This window comes from Bacillus sp. JJ634, from assembly GCF_036962285.1.
Classification (GTDB): Bacteria; Bacillota; Bacilli; order Bacillales; family DSM-1321; genus Peribacillus; species Peribacillus asahii_A.
On the sequence record NZ_JBALMU010000016.1, the window covers coordinates 18,681 to 33,856 of the forward strand.

The 15,176-nt window shown below is 35.9% G+C and carries 16 protein-coding genes, 2 other RNA genes and 4 pseudogenes; 9 read left to right on the forward strand and 13 right to left on the reverse strand.

What is annotated here, in order from left to right; all coding sequences use genetic code 11:
- Nucleotides 1-126 precede the first annotated feature (126 nt).
- The 4 genes and pseudogenes from V7068_RS03140 (at nucleotide 127) to V7068_RS03155 (ending at nucleotide 3,602) form a co-directional block, all read left to right on the forward strand.
- Nucleotides 127-1,062, forward strand: a pseudogene (locus tag V7068_RS03140) (aldo/keto reductase).
- Nucleotides 1,063-1,836: 774 nt separating this feature from the next.
- A complete protein-coding gene (locus V7068_RS03145; RefSeq protein WP_499710970.1) occupies nucleotides 1,837-2,241 on the forward strand; it encodes a BlaI/MecI/CopY family transcriptional regulator in 405 nt (134 codons plus the stop codon).
- The gene (locus V7068_RS03150; protein WP_499710971.1) at nucleotides 2,238-3,098 is read left to right on the forward strand and encodes a M56 family metallopeptidase; all 861 of its coding nucleotides are present in this window, start codon (nucleotides 2,238-2,240) and stop codon (nucleotides 3,096-3,098) included. Before V7068_RS03145 ends, V7068_RS03150 begins: the two co-directional genes overlap by 4 nt.
- Before the next feature lie 69 nt (nucleotides 3,099-3,167).
- Nucleotides 3,168-3,602: a DoxX family protein gene (locus tag V7068_RS03155; RefSeq protein WP_499710991.1), complete on the forward strand. Its 435-nt coding sequence runs from the start codon at nucleotides 3,168-3,170 to the stop codon at nucleotides 3,600-3,602.
- Between the two features lie 396 nt (nucleotides 3,603-3,998).
- Here V7068_RS03155 and V7068_RS03160 read toward each other — a convergent pair whose 3' ends face one another.
- Nucleotides 3,999-4,760, reverse strand: a complete 762-nt coding sequence (locus V7068_RS03160; protein WP_499710973.1) for an enoyl-CoA hydratase/isomerase family protein — start codon at nucleotides 4,758-4,760, stop codon at nucleotides 3,999-4,001.
- Nucleotides 4,761-5,114: 354 nt separating this feature from the next.
- Here V7068_RS03160 and rnpB point away from each other — a divergent pair.
- Both rnpB and ffs read left to right on the forward strand, forming a co-directional pair.
- Nucleotides 5,115-5,504: RNase P RNA component class B (gene rnpB, locus V7068_RS03165), an RNA gene on the forward strand.
- Nucleotides 5,505-5,663: 159 nt separating this feature from the next.
- Nucleotides 5,664-5,929: signal recognition particle sRNA large type (ffs, locus tag V7068_RS03170), an RNA gene on the forward strand.
- 117 nt (nucleotides 5,930-6,046) lie between these two features.
- Here ffs and V7068_RS03175 read toward each other — a convergent pair.
- The 11 genes and pseudogenes from V7068_RS03175 to V7068_RS03225 all read right to left on the reverse strand — a co-directional run bounded on the left by V7068_RS03175 (nucleotide 6,047) and on the right by V7068_RS03225 (nucleotide 12,774).
- Nucleotides 6,047-6,259 (reverse strand): DUF2187 family protein, encoded by a 213-nt coding sequence (locus tag V7068_RS03175; RefSeq protein WP_499710975.1) that lies wholly within the window; start codon nucleotides 6,257-6,259, stop codon nucleotides 6,047-6,049.
- Nucleotides 6,260-6,444: 185 nt separating this feature from the next.
- Nucleotides 6,445-6,834 (reverse strand): YybH family protein, encoded by a 390-nt coding sequence (locus V7068_RS03180; protein WP_499710977.1) that lies wholly within the window; start codon nucleotides 6,832-6,834, stop codon nucleotides 6,445-6,447.
- Nucleotides 6,835-7,074: 240 nt separating this feature from the next.
- A complete protein-coding gene (locus V7068_RS03185; protein ID WP_499710993.1) occupies nucleotides 7,075-7,767 on the reverse strand; it encodes an N-acetylmuramoyl-L-alanine amidase family protein in 693 nt (230 codons plus the stop codon).
- 354 nt (nucleotides 7,768-8,121) lie between these two features.
- A complete protein-coding gene (locus V7068_RS03190) occupies nucleotides 8,122-9,000 on the reverse strand; it encodes an acyltransferase (RefSeq protein WP_499710978.1) in 879 nt (292 codons plus the stop codon).
- Nucleotides 9,001-9,294: 294 nt separating this feature from the next.
- On the reverse strand, nucleotides 9,295-9,444 hold the full coding sequence (locus V7068_RS03195; RefSeq protein WP_499710979.1) for an N-acetylmuramoyl-L-alanine amidase: 150 nt from the start codon (nucleotides 9,442-9,444) through the stop codon (nucleotides 9,295-9,297).
- A gap of 408 nt (nucleotides 9,445-9,852) precedes the next feature.
- Nucleotides 9,853-10,344, reverse strand: a pseudogene (locus tag V7068_RS03200) (hypothetical protein); the annotation flags it as partial.
- Nucleotides 10,345-10,368: 24 nt separating this feature from the next.
- Nucleotides 10,369-10,665 (reverse strand): P27 family phage terminase small subunit, encoded by a 297-nt coding sequence (locus V7068_RS03205; protein WP_499710995.1) that lies wholly within the window; start codon nucleotides 10,663-10,665, stop codon nucleotides 10,369-10,371.
- Between the two features lie 555 nt (nucleotides 10,666-11,220).
- Complete coding sequence (locus V7068_RS03210) at nucleotides 11,221-11,418, reverse strand: hypothetical protein (protein WP_499710980.1); 198 nt, start codon at nucleotides 11,416-11,418, stop codon at nucleotides 11,221-11,223.
- Nucleotides 11,419-11,650: 232 nt separating this feature from the next.
- A pseudogene (locus tag V7068_RS03215) lies at nucleotides 11,651-12,192 on the reverse strand (ERCC4 domain-containing protein).
- Nucleotide 12,193: 1 nt separating this feature from the next.
- Nucleotides 12,194-12,379: a hypothetical protein gene (locus tag V7068_RS03220; RefSeq protein WP_499710981.1), complete on the reverse strand. Its 186-nt coding sequence runs from the start codon at nucleotides 12,377-12,379 to the stop codon at nucleotides 12,194-12,196.
- Complete coding sequence (locus V7068_RS03225; protein ID WP_499710983.1) at nucleotides 12,376-12,774, reverse strand: hypothetical protein; 399 nt, start codon at nucleotides 12,772-12,774, stop codon at nucleotides 12,376-12,378. Before V7068_RS03225 ends, V7068_RS03220 begins: the two co-directional genes overlap by 4 nt.
- A 102-nt stretch (nucleotides 12,775-12,876) precedes the next feature.
- On the opposite strand from V7068_RS03225, the pseudogene V7068_RS03230 reads away from it, so the two are divergent.
- The 3 genes and pseudogenes from V7068_RS03230 to V7068_RS03240 form a co-directional block, all read left to right on the forward strand.
- Nucleotides 12,877-13,029, forward strand: a pseudogene (locus tag V7068_RS03230) (LexA family protein); the annotation flags it as partial.
- Between the two features lie 115 nt (nucleotides 13,030-13,144).
- On the forward strand, nucleotides 13,145-13,237 hold the full coding sequence (locus V7068_RS03235; RefSeq protein ID WP_499710997.1) for an Arm DNA-binding domain-containing protein: 93 nt from the start codon (nucleotides 13,145-13,147) through the stop codon (nucleotides 13,235-13,237).
- A 47-nt stretch (nucleotides 13,238-13,284) separates the two neighbouring features.
- Entirely contained in the window at nucleotides 13,285-13,821 is a 537-nt protein-coding gene (locus tag V7068_RS03240; RefSeq protein ID WP_499710985.1) for a hypothetical protein, read from the forward strand.
- Nucleotides 13,822-13,940: 119 nt separating this feature from the next.
- Here the strand turns inward: V7068_RS03240 and glnA are convergent.
- Nucleotides 13,941-15,176: type I glutamate--ammonia ligase (glnA, locus tag V7068_RS03245; RefSeq protein WP_499710987.1), on the reverse strand; the 1,236-nt coding region annotated here is incomplete at its 5' end.

Consider the following 15,176-nt stretch of genomic DNA (forward strand, 5'->3'; position numbering starts at 1 on the left):
TATTATAGTATAAATAGAAGGGTGTAAAAATATACGAAGCAATCTATTATTTGTCCTAAATTTGAAATGATTTATTTTTTACTATAGTTTGTCTGCAAAATAAAAAATGTGAAAAGAGGAATGAAAATGACTAAGCAAACACAATTAGGAAAAACAGATATATACGTCAATCCGATTGGACTTGGAACGAATGCTGTCGGGGGTCATAATCTTTATCCTAATTTAGATGAAGAGGCAGGAAAAGAGTTAGTGCGAGCAGCAATTAATCACGGGGTTAACTTTCTAGATACAGCATTCATTTACGGACCGGGGCGTTCTGAAGAATTAGTGGGGGAAGTCATGAAAGAAACAGGAAAACGCAGCGACATTGTTATTGCCACCAAAGGTGCACATAAATTTGTTGGACAAGATGTTGTGATCGACAATTCTCCGTACTTTTTAAAACAAGCTGTTGAGGAGAGCTTAAAACGGCTGCAAACCGACTACATCGATTTATTTTATATACATTTTCCGGATAACGATACACCAAAAGATGAGGCAGTTGGTGCATTAAAACAATTGAAAGACGAAGGAAAAATTAGAGCGATTGGTGTTTCTAACTTCTCAATGGATCAGTTAAAAGAAGCAAATACAGACGGGTATGTCGATGTTTATCAAGGTGAATATAATTTATTATAACGATCTGCGGAAAAAGAATTACTGCCCTATACAGCAGAGCAGAATATTTCATTTATACCTTACTTACCTCTAGCAGCTGGCATATTAGCAGGTAAATACAATAAAGACATGGTATTTAATGACCTTCGTTCAAAAATGCCGCATTTACAAGGAGCAGCATTTATACAAAACTTAGAAAAAGTGGAAAAGATACGTGAAATTGCTGATACTAAACAAACAGACGTTGCCCATATCGTCTTAGCTTGGTATTTAACACGCGCTTCCATTGACGTTGTGATTCCAGGTGCGAAGAGAGCGGAACAAGTACTAGATAATTTAAAAACATTAGATGTGCAATTAACAGCAGAAGAGATTCGAGACATTGATTGTACTTTCCAATCATAAAAAACTAGAAGAAATCACATATGACGGAAGTGTACAAACCATTATTCGAACCATTCACTTTCCCTGAATCGGGTTCATCGAAAACGTAGCTCTGTTATAGAACGCTGTTGATCTTTAGCCCATTTGTGTTATCAACAATATTGTTTAACAAAGCCAAAAAATTAAAAGACTTTTTTATCCACTCCTACATCTCTTATGTATCTTCCTTGACGAGTAATGAACAACACTCCATATGTGTGGAGTGTTGGCACTATCTATATGAACCTGAAATAGAAACAATATCCTGAAAATCGGGAGTCACTTTTACCTCCCTTGATTTAATTCAGCAGTATCCTGCAGCCAAATGGGGATTTATTATCTTGCAACTCAACTTAAATACTATCAGATCCTCGTTATAGCGAAATTAGGAATCCAGTTTCATTCTGTTTATTTTACGATGTAAAACAAGTCCCCCCTTCTATTTATGTTGTCTATCATTGATTATGAAACACTTTTTTGAACATATATAATAATCGTTAATCAAAAATCCAGGACTTTAAAATGGTAAAATTGTATGATTTTTCATTATAATAACAGTGGTATTATTTGTTAATAAGTACTTACTTGCACTCTTTCATTCAAAGGAGGTTGCTATTATTCTATTAATTACGATTATAAGGTTCTAATATCTTGTCATGAAAAGACTGCTTTTTAGAGTACATTGCTCAAGTTTGAACAATCAGTCTGGAAATTCCACAATCAATACACTACAATATGTAGTGGAAGGTGAGTAAATTGAACATTAAGAACTTTAAATATAACGAAGCTGGCCTNNNTCCTTTAGAATCAAGAATCATGGAGATTCTCTGGGATGGAAGAGAACGAAGCATTAAAGAAGTCCTGCATCATTTAGAAGACGACAAACCAATTAATTTTAATACGGTTATGACTGTAATGAAGCGGTTAACAGATAAGGGTATTTTAGAAAAAAGAATGCAAGGAAGACTTTCATTATTCCGTCCTATTCAATCAAAAGAAGAATTTATGGAAGAACAGTCGAAAAAGTTAACAGAAAATCTTCTTGATGAATTTGGTGGTTTAGTCATCAACCATATGCTTGATGCCATACAAGATGTAGATCAGGAATTACTGGATAAACTAGAACAAAAAATCAAACAATTAAAAGGAACGAAGCCATGAAATGGTGGAAGAATAAATCTATATTTATCATAAGCTTAAGTCTATTGATTACGATTCTTGTTTGGAGCCAAATCGGGATGTATCTGGCTCATGTTCTTTTAGGGACAAACCTAGAGAAGAATCTTTTTACCCTTTGTCTCAGTTTGTTTGATGAAAATATATCTATTCAATTAATAATTAGTATGTTTTTAAATCTATTAATTGCTTATACGATATTGATGACACTTATTAAAATTGGGCACCAATATTTTTTATTAAGAAGGTTTAAAAAGAAAATTCCCCAGATGGTTGATACCGATTTGACACAGCTTCTAAATAGAAAATTCCATAGGCATAAATCGGACATCCTGGTCATTCAAGATCATCAGCTGCTAGCTTTTACAATAGGATTTAGAAAATCTAACATTGTCCTTTCTACAAGTTTAATCGAAATCCTCGAAGAATATGAATTGAATGCAGTCATTGAACATGAAACATCCCATCAAAAAAACAATGATTCGCTCAAAATTTTTGCCCTGCAGCTTAGTTCACAGACTATATGGTTTATTCCACTGACCAAATGGGCTTATCAGAATTATAAAATCATCAGTGAGTTGTTAGCTGATCAATATGCTATTCATAAAACGGGTTCCGAAGCAGCATTAGGAAGTGCGCTGTTAAAATTAATTAAACATCACTTTAACAGAAAGCCCTCTCCTGTACTGGCTCATTTCTCAGATGAATCGGTAAACTACAGGCTGAAACAATTAGTGAATCCACATCAGGCTATTCCGATAAAGCTGAAAACAACTTCGATTATGGCTTCGGTCCATATGATGCTTCTTATGACAGTTATGATTCTAGTGACTATGAGTTAATGGTCACAGTTTTTCTGCCCTGAGCACTACATAACGTAGTGTAATAATTTATTAAGAGGAGAATGAATGATGAAAAATACTCAAGAAATCGGTTCACTTTTATTAAGGCTAATACTAGGATTTACCTTCTTTATGCATGGGTTGGATAAATTCCAGGGCGGTGTTGAAAATGTTGCGGCGGGGTTTCCTGCCATGGGGTTGCCAAGCTTTTTGGCCTACATTGTTGCGACCATTGAATTAGTGGGCGGGATTGCGCTAATTTTAGGTTTGGGGACAAGAATCTTTGCTGGTTTAATGGCGTGCATCATGCTGGGCGCGATCTTATTCGTGAAGCTAGACAGTGGCTTTCTGGGAGGATTCGAGTTTGACGTGGCTTTACTAATCATCGCTATCCAACTACTCTTAAATGGAAGCTCACTATTAGCATTGGATTCCAAACTACCACAAATAAAGTCATTTTCTACACAAACCATCCCTGACGACACTAGAAAAGGGATAAACTAAGAACAAAATCATAAACGCGGCCTTATTTCCGTCCCAAGTGAAGTGAAATCACTTGGGACCTTTTTAGCTCTTTATATCGTTATACTCCCCTTAATACTAACTCAGAATATCCAAAAAGCACTCTAATGAGCCGATCTAATATCTCTTAAAAACATTCAATCCAGTAAAACTCCATACCACTTAATTTTAAAATAGCCTTACAGAATCTTGTCCATTTTGGCAGAAAGTAATCACTACCCGTTTTATTTCCCAATAGTTTTCGTATTCTTCACAATTTAGAATCAATGAAGTATCTATTAAAAAATAAAACTCCAGATATATCATTACTCCTTAGCGTACAAATCTATAATATAGAATCACTACACCCAATCAAATTTTTCAAAATTATTCTGGGAATTATTTTTGTTTTGCAGCAAAAAACTCTGCTATCTTTTCCTGAGGAACACCCGTACTAAACGATAAAGCAAATTGGTTCATACTATCTTGAATCGCAGTATCGAGTGAAGTATTCTGCCACGTTTCAAAAAGGGCTTTTTGCTGTTTGATAGTAACTCTATGATTTACAGCAATTCTGCGTGCAAAAGATTCAGCAGTTGCTTTCAATTCAGATAATTCTACCAGTGCATTCAAAAAACCGAACTGATTTATTTCCACTGCGCTGACAGCATCACCTGTAAGCAGCATCTCTTTTGCACGGCTTAGCCCAATATGCTGCTGGAGCAAAACAGAATCTAAAACAGATGGAATACCTAACTTTATCTCCGGCATGACAAAAACTGAATCCTTGGCAGCCACTCGAATATCGGCTGCCATTGCAATTTCCATTGCCCCGCCTATACAGTAACCGTTTATAGCTACAACTACAGCTTGTGGAATTTTACGAACCAATTCACAGACCTGCTTTAATAAAGAAATAAGTTCATATCCAGTTTGTGGAGTTAGACCTACAAATTCATTGACATCCATTCCTGCTGAAAATGCCCTCTCTCCGCTGCCAGTTATAATGATAACGCTTACTTGCTCATTATCCTTTAACATTTGCAAATGTTTAATAAGATCTATTAGCATATCTCTCGATAAGCAGTTTGCTTTAGCAGGGTTGTTTAAAGTAATCCATTCAATATTCCCTTCTCTTTCAAACAATAATTTTTGACTCACGAATGATCCTCCTACCCCTTAAAATATTATAGTATCGTTTGCCACAAATGAAAAATCCCTATTTTTGGAATATTATTACTATTTATATCAAAATTCTTTTTTTCTAAAAAGTCAACATTTTATATAAAAATCCTGAATTTTAAACATACAAAAAACGATTTTGCATTATGGAGTAAGTCAACATTTTGAAAAAACTGTACGTTAAGATAATAAACTCACGTAGTTAGAACGATAATGTTTTCATGAAAAGATTTACTATCCTCAATATCCCACCACTGGTACAAGTATACTAATGACGTCTTCTGTTTATTTATGATACATTTATTCTCGTAGTTGATGAACAACTAAACATGAAATGGTGAGTAGTCGCGGCTCATGGTTTATATGAGTTGAGGAAAGTCCAGGCTCGCCCGGTGCTGAGATGCCCGGAGTGTTCTTGCCATCTGTAAAGGTGGGCAGCAGACTTCGTATCTGCTGACGGCGGAGAAATCATGCTAAGTCCAAAAGGATATGCTGAGAGTAACCTTAAAGTGCCACAGTGACGAATTCTTCTGGAAACGGAAGAAGTGGAACGAGGTAAACCCCAAGAGCGAGCAACCCAAATTTAGGTAGGGGCACCATCCAGCGGGAATAACGAACTAAAAGGATGGATTGATTGAACAAATCAATAGTTATATGACTGCACCTGGTTGTGCGAGATTGGCATCGTTATTAGCACACAGGAACAAAACCTGGCTTATAGCCATTTCATGAGCCGAACTCATCAATACAATTATGCTAAATAGCAATAACCATTATCGTTCGGTTGTAGCTCTTATTAGAAATAAGATACTCGGTCAACTAGGGATAAATCCCTTCGAGTGTGCCGTTTATTCACATAGAATATAGTCTAGCTCATACATACCGTGCTAGATGGGGAGTTGGCGGTGCCCTGTAACCCGCAATCCGCCATAGCGGGGTTGAACTCCTATTTGAGGTAGGAACATGTGAGGTCTGCCTTGTGAAAGCAGTGTTGACAATTGGGTCCTACGCAATGGAAACCTACGAAATTGGTCAGGTCTGGAAGGAAGCAGCCATAAGTAGTGATTTCGATGTGCCGTGGGGCAGCCTAATTAGAGCTAGCTTCCATAAGTAACGCTTGGTTGTTTCTATCAATGATAGGTGTACGGTGTTTAACTAATATGTAATGATTGTCAAATCGTTTAATACTATACTTCCCTGACTTTTACATACTCGATATTCGTACAAAGTGCATGTTAAATTCAATGGATACTATACTTGCTGCTTTATTTTATACATTTATAATTTTTATGATTAACCACTATTTTTATCGGTTCATCTGTTTGTGGTTTTGTCCCAACTTTGACAATCACAGAGTTTTCCCGCACTGTTAAAACTTCTCCCTTCTTACCTTGCTGTTCACCTTTTATTACTTGAATAGTTTCTCCTTCCTTCGCCTTTTTAATTTCACTCTTACCTACTGTTTTGTCTTCTGTCATTTTATTTCCTCCTTTATTAAGGGAATACTCCTTTTATTGCACTAATAAGTTGATGAGCTTTATTTATAAGCTTATCCTTCCCCATATGTATTTTTTTATCATTTGGCTCTGATAAACTTTAATGTTGATATTTGCATAAAATTAAGGGGAACCTATTTATCAAAGATTCCCCATCCTTTTGAAGCCTATTTATTGATTAATTCTGTACCATATGAGTTATCAATTGCACAAAGCCATTCGCCTTGTGGATTCTTCTTAAACACGTATGTTGCCCTTCTATCCATTGAATATTCCGAATCCTCTTTATCAGCATCAAGTAGCGTTTGAGATAAAACTAAAGCAGTATCTCCTGCTTCTAAAATAATCATTTCTCCTTGTGTTGGTACAATACTGTTATTAAAGTATTTTGCAATTGCAATAAACGATTTTTTGATTTCCTCTTTGCCTTGTGCAATCATTCCAAGCTTTACCACTAAAATTGCATCATCTGTATAGTAATTCATCAATGTATCAAAATCTTCTTGCTTTATTGCAAGATCACACTTTTTAATCAACTCTTTTAATTCGTGTTCCATAAAATATTCCTCCCACAAATAGTATCTTGGCTAAATTTCACATCACAAACATCTGTTAAACTACCTTTTTATTAATACTTCCGATTGTGCTGATCAGACACATTAAATTTAGACAATCGTAGGCAAGGATGATTGAAAAGATATAAGATCCTATTTCACAGAGGGATTTACGAAAACATCTAACCTATATGGCATTGGTGCGGATATAAGCCCTCTCCCATCATGAAGAAGGACTTCATTTTACTTCACACGTAATTTTTGATCAATTCGAATCGTATACTTGTCATCAAGCTTGTTCCAACTTTTGATTTTTGCAATAGTTGTATCATACTTTTTAGCCAGTTTTGATACTGTATCACCTTTTAGAACTATACAGTATTCACAATCTTCATCAGCCTTCTGCTCTTTCAAATCGAATGCTTTTACCAATCCATTTACATGACCTTTAGCAATTGCCTCAATGAAATCTTCACCCTTTAATTTAGCCGCATCATCTTTATTATCAATAAAACCACACTCCGTAAGAATTGCAGGCATATTAGACTCACGAAGCACATGCAAATTTCCTTGTTTCTTTCCACGGTCTTTCATATCAATCTTCTTCACCATTTCTGAATGAATCACATTTTGGTAAGCGATAGATTTAGAACTACTCGGATACACAAAATCCTCATAACCAACACCGCCGCCAGCATTAATGTGAATAGACAGAAAAAAATCTGCTCCCCATACATTTGCGGCCTTAGTACGTTCTGATAAAGATGGATAAGTATCTTTTGTACGACTCATTTTCACTTCTACGTTTTCATATGCAGCTAATAATTGTTTTACTCGTTTAGCAATCCTCAAGGTTAAATCCTTTTCGAGCAATCCATTTCCAACTGCTCCTGAATCTTTCCCACCATGACCCGCATCAATAAAAATTCTAACCATCATTTATTCCCCCCTTTCATCTATAATCATTTGTTTAATTTCAGGAACATCCTTAACTAAAGAAGAAAATACTTTGGCTTGCTCTTCAATAACCGATTAGTTCTTATCGATGACTTCTTAATATTTCTCTTCACACTCTCTGTTATTTTCCATTGTACTAAACAACATCCAAACAAACAAAAAGGATGATCGCCTAACATTAAAAAAGCCCTGATACTAGAGATATCAAGACTTTGAATCGTTTAAAATTGAGATTGATAGTTTTCAATTCCCATAAATGAACAGCCGTGCGGTTTTCATTCTCTAACATATGAAAAACAAGATTGTAAATTTATTTTTGGAGATAAATTTATTTTACTCCTTGCTTCCTTTGCGAAAGATTCGATCGAGAAATGTTTTCTTTTTCTCAGGAGGCACTGGAAGAAAGAAGCGATTCTTACTTGTTACATCAAGATAAGGTGTTAATATAGCAGTCTTCTCCTCTACGGAAGTTGCGGTATTTAGCTTTTCTTCAATTTTGGCAAAATGTTTTTCTGTCGAGCCTTTTGACGTATAGACAAAACGTCCATCTGGAAACTCTTGTGAATCCATCGTTTCTTTTTCAGTATATGCATGGACAGACGGACGTGCCCAAAAAACATTTTTCCGCACCACACGTGCAGGACTTCCTGCAACTGCTACATTTGATGGGAGTGATTTTGTCACAAGTGACTTTGCACCTAAAATTGAACCTGTACCAACTTCTACTCCTTTTAGAATCATGACGTCCTGCCCGATCCAAATGTGGTCACCTAGGTACACACTCTTTGTTGGGTTAATCCGTTTTCGAGTTGTTCCATCATAGATTAAATGTGGATCTGCCAAACGAACGACTACACCACTCGAAAACATATTATCATGACCGATGAACAGATTCTTTTGCTCAGAGAGAATAAATCTCGCTGCTCCATTAAATGAATAGTTGCGACCAAGGAAAAATGTATTATCATTCCAGACACTGACGCTCATCGTTGCATTGTGATTTGATTTCCCAATGATAATGAGCGAGTTATTACGATTAAAATTTAGCGTTGCATTTTTAATTTTGGCTCCACGTTCAATAATTAACCGATTTCCTTTACCAACAAAGTTGATTTTGCTATTCACAAACGAAATCTCATCTTCAGTATTTCCTATAAAAAGTATTTCATTATCCGTTTTCGGTTTCTGTGATATTTCGGAAATAGTTTCCATGCTTTTCATACCCACTTTCAAAATGTTAAAAACGTGTTTATCTTAAGAAGAAATTTTTTAAAAAGAGATATATCGCAATACAATAATAGAAAGCTGTATTCGATACTAGCATATTGGTCCCTTCACACGCAACTCCTGGCCACTCTTAATGACATATTCATCATCAAGCTTGTCCAGCTTTTGGTTTGCCGCCTTACTCTTTACGGTGTAACCATTCATGACTGTGTGATATTGATTTTCGTCCACTTCTTTCTTTTTTAGACTAAAACATTTAACCGAACCAGTAACATGCCCTTAGGCGATATCTTCAATAAATGCGGCCTTTTTCAAAATAGCAGCTTCATCAGGATTAGAAATATAAAGGCTTTCCGTCAGTAAAGCTAGCATATTCGTTGTTCTTAAAACTTGTAGATTCTTTTGTTGTAGTAAACAACATTCAAACAAAAAAGCATAACCGTCCTCTTTTAAAAACATAGTAAAAAGATTGAAGAAAGCACAATGAATAAATTTGAAGATTACATAAAAAGAGCCCTGATACTAGAGATATCAAGGCTTTGCATAGTTTAGAATTTAGATTGATAGTTTTCGATTTCCCATGAATGAACAGCTGTGCGATTTACGTTCTCTAACATAAAAACAATTCAAGGTCCTTAGAAAATCCGTTTAATATCGCAATCTAATAAATGTCATCATTAAAATAAATCCAAATGTATAATGCGAAATCGGGCAAATTTCGGGCGATTTATCTCCTAGTATCGGACAGTTAAAAAACTGCAAAACAAAAGAGCACAGCGTGTTTAATCGGTGCTACCAACACCTTTTAAACCGTCCGCCTACTCACGATAGGCAAACACCATCATCTAATGGAAATTCTAAACAAGCGCTTGTAAAGTCTTCAGTTTGTGATAAATCGTAACCCCTAATACATTCTTTCCCTTTCAATACTTCAAGGTCGATTTCCCCTTCATTTCGTTTAAGAATTTCTACACCCACGAATGACATTTCATCGTTATCAACAAAAATATTAAACTGTTTTGTAATTTTTGATGGACGACAAAACTTTTCAATATAACGAATCGGTCGATGAGTCATTTTTTCATCGAAAACCCAGGGGAAGTCTTCTGTACCTTGACGTTTTAAGTCATCAAGATGCCGTTGACACGCTTGGATATTCTTTTTACTAGCCTTAATATTACCTTTTACAACCTGCTCAGTATACCAAGTTGTTTTTAATGTAGGTGATAACCTTTCAAGAATGTAAAATTGCCTAACTTGTTCTTTACGCCAATTTTGATACCATTTTGCCATTTCAGACGGTTTAGAATGCGTCGAAATCGTCGTCATCGTCACCCGATCCTAAACCTTCTTTTAATTTCTTTGGGCTGGCGTAAGTCCAAGTGATTTAAGCAAGTTGTTTAAAGTTTGTACCGTCTTGGTCAATTCAATAGAAAGGGGATTTTTCACTAAGTTTGTCGCCCCTTCCTTATTTGTATATTCATACATAAGGTCTTTTTTCTTCATTTCTTTTTGTAAACGACGGTAAAAAGCATGTGTTTCGATGTACAATTTAATCAATTCTTCATTAGACTCTTGATATGATTCACCTAGATATTCTCTAATTTTCTTTGCAGTTGGTACGGCCATAATTTGTGTTCCCCCTTTCATGAAAAAATTCCATCGCGGTACAAACAATGGTCCCCCCTCGGTTCCCAAATGAGAAAGTTTTTGAATTGAAAGGCAAAGGGGCTATCTAGTAATCGCATAATAAATTACATAGAACCAACTGAAAAAACCGTGAATGATTGCCCACAATATTGATTTATGAATACTCCATGATATGCAAATAGCCAATGCACATCCGAATGAGATACCACCTGACACAACTGTTTTATTGTCACTCATCTTCACTCACTCCTGTCTGTTTTTGAAAAGATATGCATCAGATTATCTCCGGATTTCTTTTTGAAGAAATTATTTTTATTTTTTACTAACAGTCTTCGCTTTCTGCTTTCCTTTCTCGGGATGTTGTTTGTTATGACAAGCGTGGATAATCTGCAAGCTCTTTAATGTGATGGACCATATCGGCTAGCTTGATAGTCTCCTTGTCATAACAGTCCTGGCATAGATAATCGTCGCATTGTAACGCTAACGCTCGGACCTTTTGCTAACTTCATAGTGTAGTAGCATCCGATAGTAATCCTTTGCTTTCCCTCTGGTAATCTAGCCATTACTCCAAGCACCACCTTTCTTTCTTCTTAGTCCTCTGTTGTTAGTACCCATTAGTTTCTCAATCTCTCTTTGACTTAGATTATCTTTCTTCTTGCGTTTAGGTTTAGGATTATCCTTCTTCGTGTTAGCTCTCCTAAGTTGATTAACCTTCTGTATATCTTTCTTAGATAAATGATTAGCAAACTTCATAAGTTCACTCCTAACATTTAGACAAAAGAAAAGCACCCTCGAAAGGATGCCTTTTTCTCAAATGGATTTATAAATGACTTTTAACATTTCTGCATAAATAGGATTTCAGTCTCTATTAGAATCCTCAAGACTGTTAAAGTTTAAGACTTCTCCATTTTCAAAAGTTCTGCTTTGAAATAATCTTTCTGAATTTGAATCGATTTATTTAACTGTTTAACAGGAACCGGACTAATCATATAAACCCTCTTTTCAGCAGTTCACGAGCCATATAGAGAAAATGATGATAAATATAATTCCCTGTTGTACTAGTTGAAAGAAAAACAGTTGAAAAGCCATACCGAACCTCAAATGTCTTTAAACTACCAAGCAAAGCTTTTGGATCATATTTGCTGCGATACATACCGTTCAATATTTTTTTGATAGCCTTCTAGGTCTTCCACAATCAAGACGAATGGATTCTTAGAAGCACGTATTAATTCATTTTCAAAACGATTACGGTCTTTGATACTTTCCACTAATTCATCTACACCATTTTTCCGTTCCAATCCAGCAGTCAAGTAGATATCTCTTGTAAGGCCCATTTCGATATTCTTAGGAATCATCGCTGAATAATCACATGTTTTCATGGTTCGAATCTTAAATGGCACTTTCTTTTTACGAAAGTAATCAAGCACATGCTGATTCTTTTGCTCCCTGGTATCTACAATAATTTCTAATGTGTCCAGGATTGTTTTTTAATTCTGTGTCTGAGTATCTGTAATGGATAGCGCTCATATTAGGACTCCACAGCTTCTTGAATTTTTTGTTTAATTTCCTCATAAGTCCCTTCATGTCTAATTATTTCTACACCTGTTGGATATTCAACAAAAATTTGATCATCTAAAACAGATATGATTTTATTTACATTTATTAAACGCGAAGAATTATAACGTTTTTCTAATATTTCTATAAATCCTTTCATCCCATCACTACTCCATTCTTAAAATAAACCATCGCTCGTTCAAAAATTTCTTTAGATAATTTATCTATTACTTTATTCTCATAATTGCAAATTGGCTCCGATACTTTATTCCATCCGTTATATGAAAGTTCAATAGTCAATTCCATAACCATCTTGGTGGCCTCACCGTCATGCTTAAGCCAATCATTTATTTTTCCGTTCATATCTTGCTCGATGCCTAAATTGTCTGAATACTCGCCTTTCAAATAAGCCACGATACGAGATTTATAGTTCTTCGCTAACTCTTCAAGTTCTGGATAGATATTTTCCGGATGCTCTATATACAAGTCGTCACCATCCAGTACTAAAGGAGATCCCATTGAAGCAAAATCAGTGCATATCTGTTTTGGATGCAATTTACCACCTCATTTACTTAGAGGGTTAATAAGGGTTAATTAACTTGCTTGCTCGTTAACCCCTGAAAACGTTGATATATCAAGGTTTCTAATTAAAACAGGGGAAATACAGAAGCAACTTTGAAGCGTGTAAAAAAACAAGGAAGTATGATTATGCTTATGCCAGATAACCCAACCTATGAACCTTACATAGTGACAGAAGATAATCCGGCTAAAATACTTGGTAAAGCCATTCGTTTCACGCAAGATCTTTAAATTTCTAGCGCTAGCAATTTAATTTGCAGAGTAGATGACGGTCTACTTTTTTTCATAAAAAAAGAAAGGTTCTAATAAGGATTTCTGGGAGTATAGAATCTATTATCAGGACCCAATCTCAGGAAAAACAAGGGAAAAGTCAAAGAAAGGTTTTGACAGTAAAGCGGAGGCAACACTTGCTGCTGAAGAAATGGAACGTAAATTGTGAGAAGGCACACTCTAAACAGACAAATCATTAAAAACATGGTTAGACATATGGCTAAAAGAATACAAAAAAGGACGGTTGCAAAAGGGACTTTGGATAAGCATGAAATGAATGTTAAAGCTTGCATACGCCCTTATTTCCAAGACATTCTTCCGAAAGATGTCAAGCCGGTATTATATCAAAAATTTACAAATCATCTTGAAGAACGATTAAGTCCGGAAACGGTCAAGGTTGTACACAGTGCCATGCACAATGCATTCGAAAAGGCTGTAACACTTGGAAAAGTTTCTAGGAATCCGTGTAATGGTGTAGAAATTAAGGAAGAAAAGAACAAAAGAGAAATACAATTCATTGAATCCGAACATTCTCAAAAAGTGTGGGCTTCCTTCGCTTCCGATTCACTCTCTACGACATACTCACGCTATTTTACTTCTGGGAGCTGGCGCGCAGACATGAAATATACACAAGAACGATTAGGTCATGGTAGCATTCAAATTACTTCTGATGTTTATTCGCACATTAGTAAAAAAATTAAAGAAAGCACAATAAATAAATCTGAAGATTACATAAAAAACATACTCGAATAATTACTTCTTTAATTAAAACCGGGCAAAAATCGGGCATTCAAAAAAATAGGCGGAAAACTATTCGAATCGCCCGACATAAAAAAAGCCCCGATACCAGAGATATCAAGGCTTTGAATAGTTTAAAATTTAGATTGATAGTTTTCGATTTCCCATGAATGAACAGCTGTGCGGTAGCTATCCCATTCTGCTTTCTTCATAGAAACATATTCGTTATATACGTGATCGCCTAATGCTTTATAAGCAAATTCGCTTGATTCTAATTCACTGATTGCTTCCTTTAAGCTGCCAGGTAAGTTGTCAATTCCGAGTTCCGCTTTTCTTTCTTCGGTCATATGGAAGATATCTTCATTAATTGGAGCTGGTGCTTCTAGTCCTTTTTCGATTCCATCTAAACCTGCAGAAGCAATGACTGCGAACGTTAAGTAAGGGTTAGCTGATGGATCTGGACAGCGTAATTCTACACGTGTCGCAAGACCTTTTTTTGCTGGAATACGAATAAGTGCTGAACGGTTAGAAGCAGACCAAGCAAGGTAACAAGGTGCTTCATAGCCTGGAACTAAGCGTTTATAAGAGTTTACTAGTGGATTTGTTACTGCCGCAAAACTCTTCACGTTTTCTAGTACCCCTGCAATAAATTGATACGCTTTTTCGGATAGTTGCAACTCATCTGAAGGATCAAAGAATGCATTTTCGCTTCCTTCAAAGAATGACATATTTACGTGCATACCAGAACCGTTGATTCCGAATACTGGCTTTGGCATAAATGTAGCATGCAGTCCGAATTTCTTTGCAATGGTCTTCACGACCCATTTATACGTAGTTGATCGGTCTGCTGCAGTTAGTGCATCTGCATATTTAAAGCTAAGTTCATGTTGCCCTTCTGCTACCTCATGATGAGATGCTTCAATCGTAAAGCCTATCGCTTTTAAAGCACGGTAGATTTCTAAACGAACACGTTCTCCAAGATCATGTGGTGATGGTTCGAAATAGCCTGCTTTATCGCCAAGTTCTCGAGTTGCATAACCGTTTTCATCCGTTTTAAATAGGAAAAACTCTAACTCAGGTCCTACTGAAATCGTAAAACCTTTATCAGCTGCACGTTCCATTGTTTTCTTTAGTACATTTCTTGTATCTCCCTCAAAAAGCGTCCCATCTGGGTTTTTTACAGAGCATAAGAATCGTGCCTCCGAATATCCTTCTTCTACCGTCCAAGGAAGAACAGCAAATGTAGCTAAATCTGGTTGTAGATATAGATCTGATTTATTAATAGGCGAAAAACCTGTAATAGAAGAACCATCAAACATCATCTTACCTTCTACTACATCTTCTAATTGTTCAGATGTTACCGTGATATG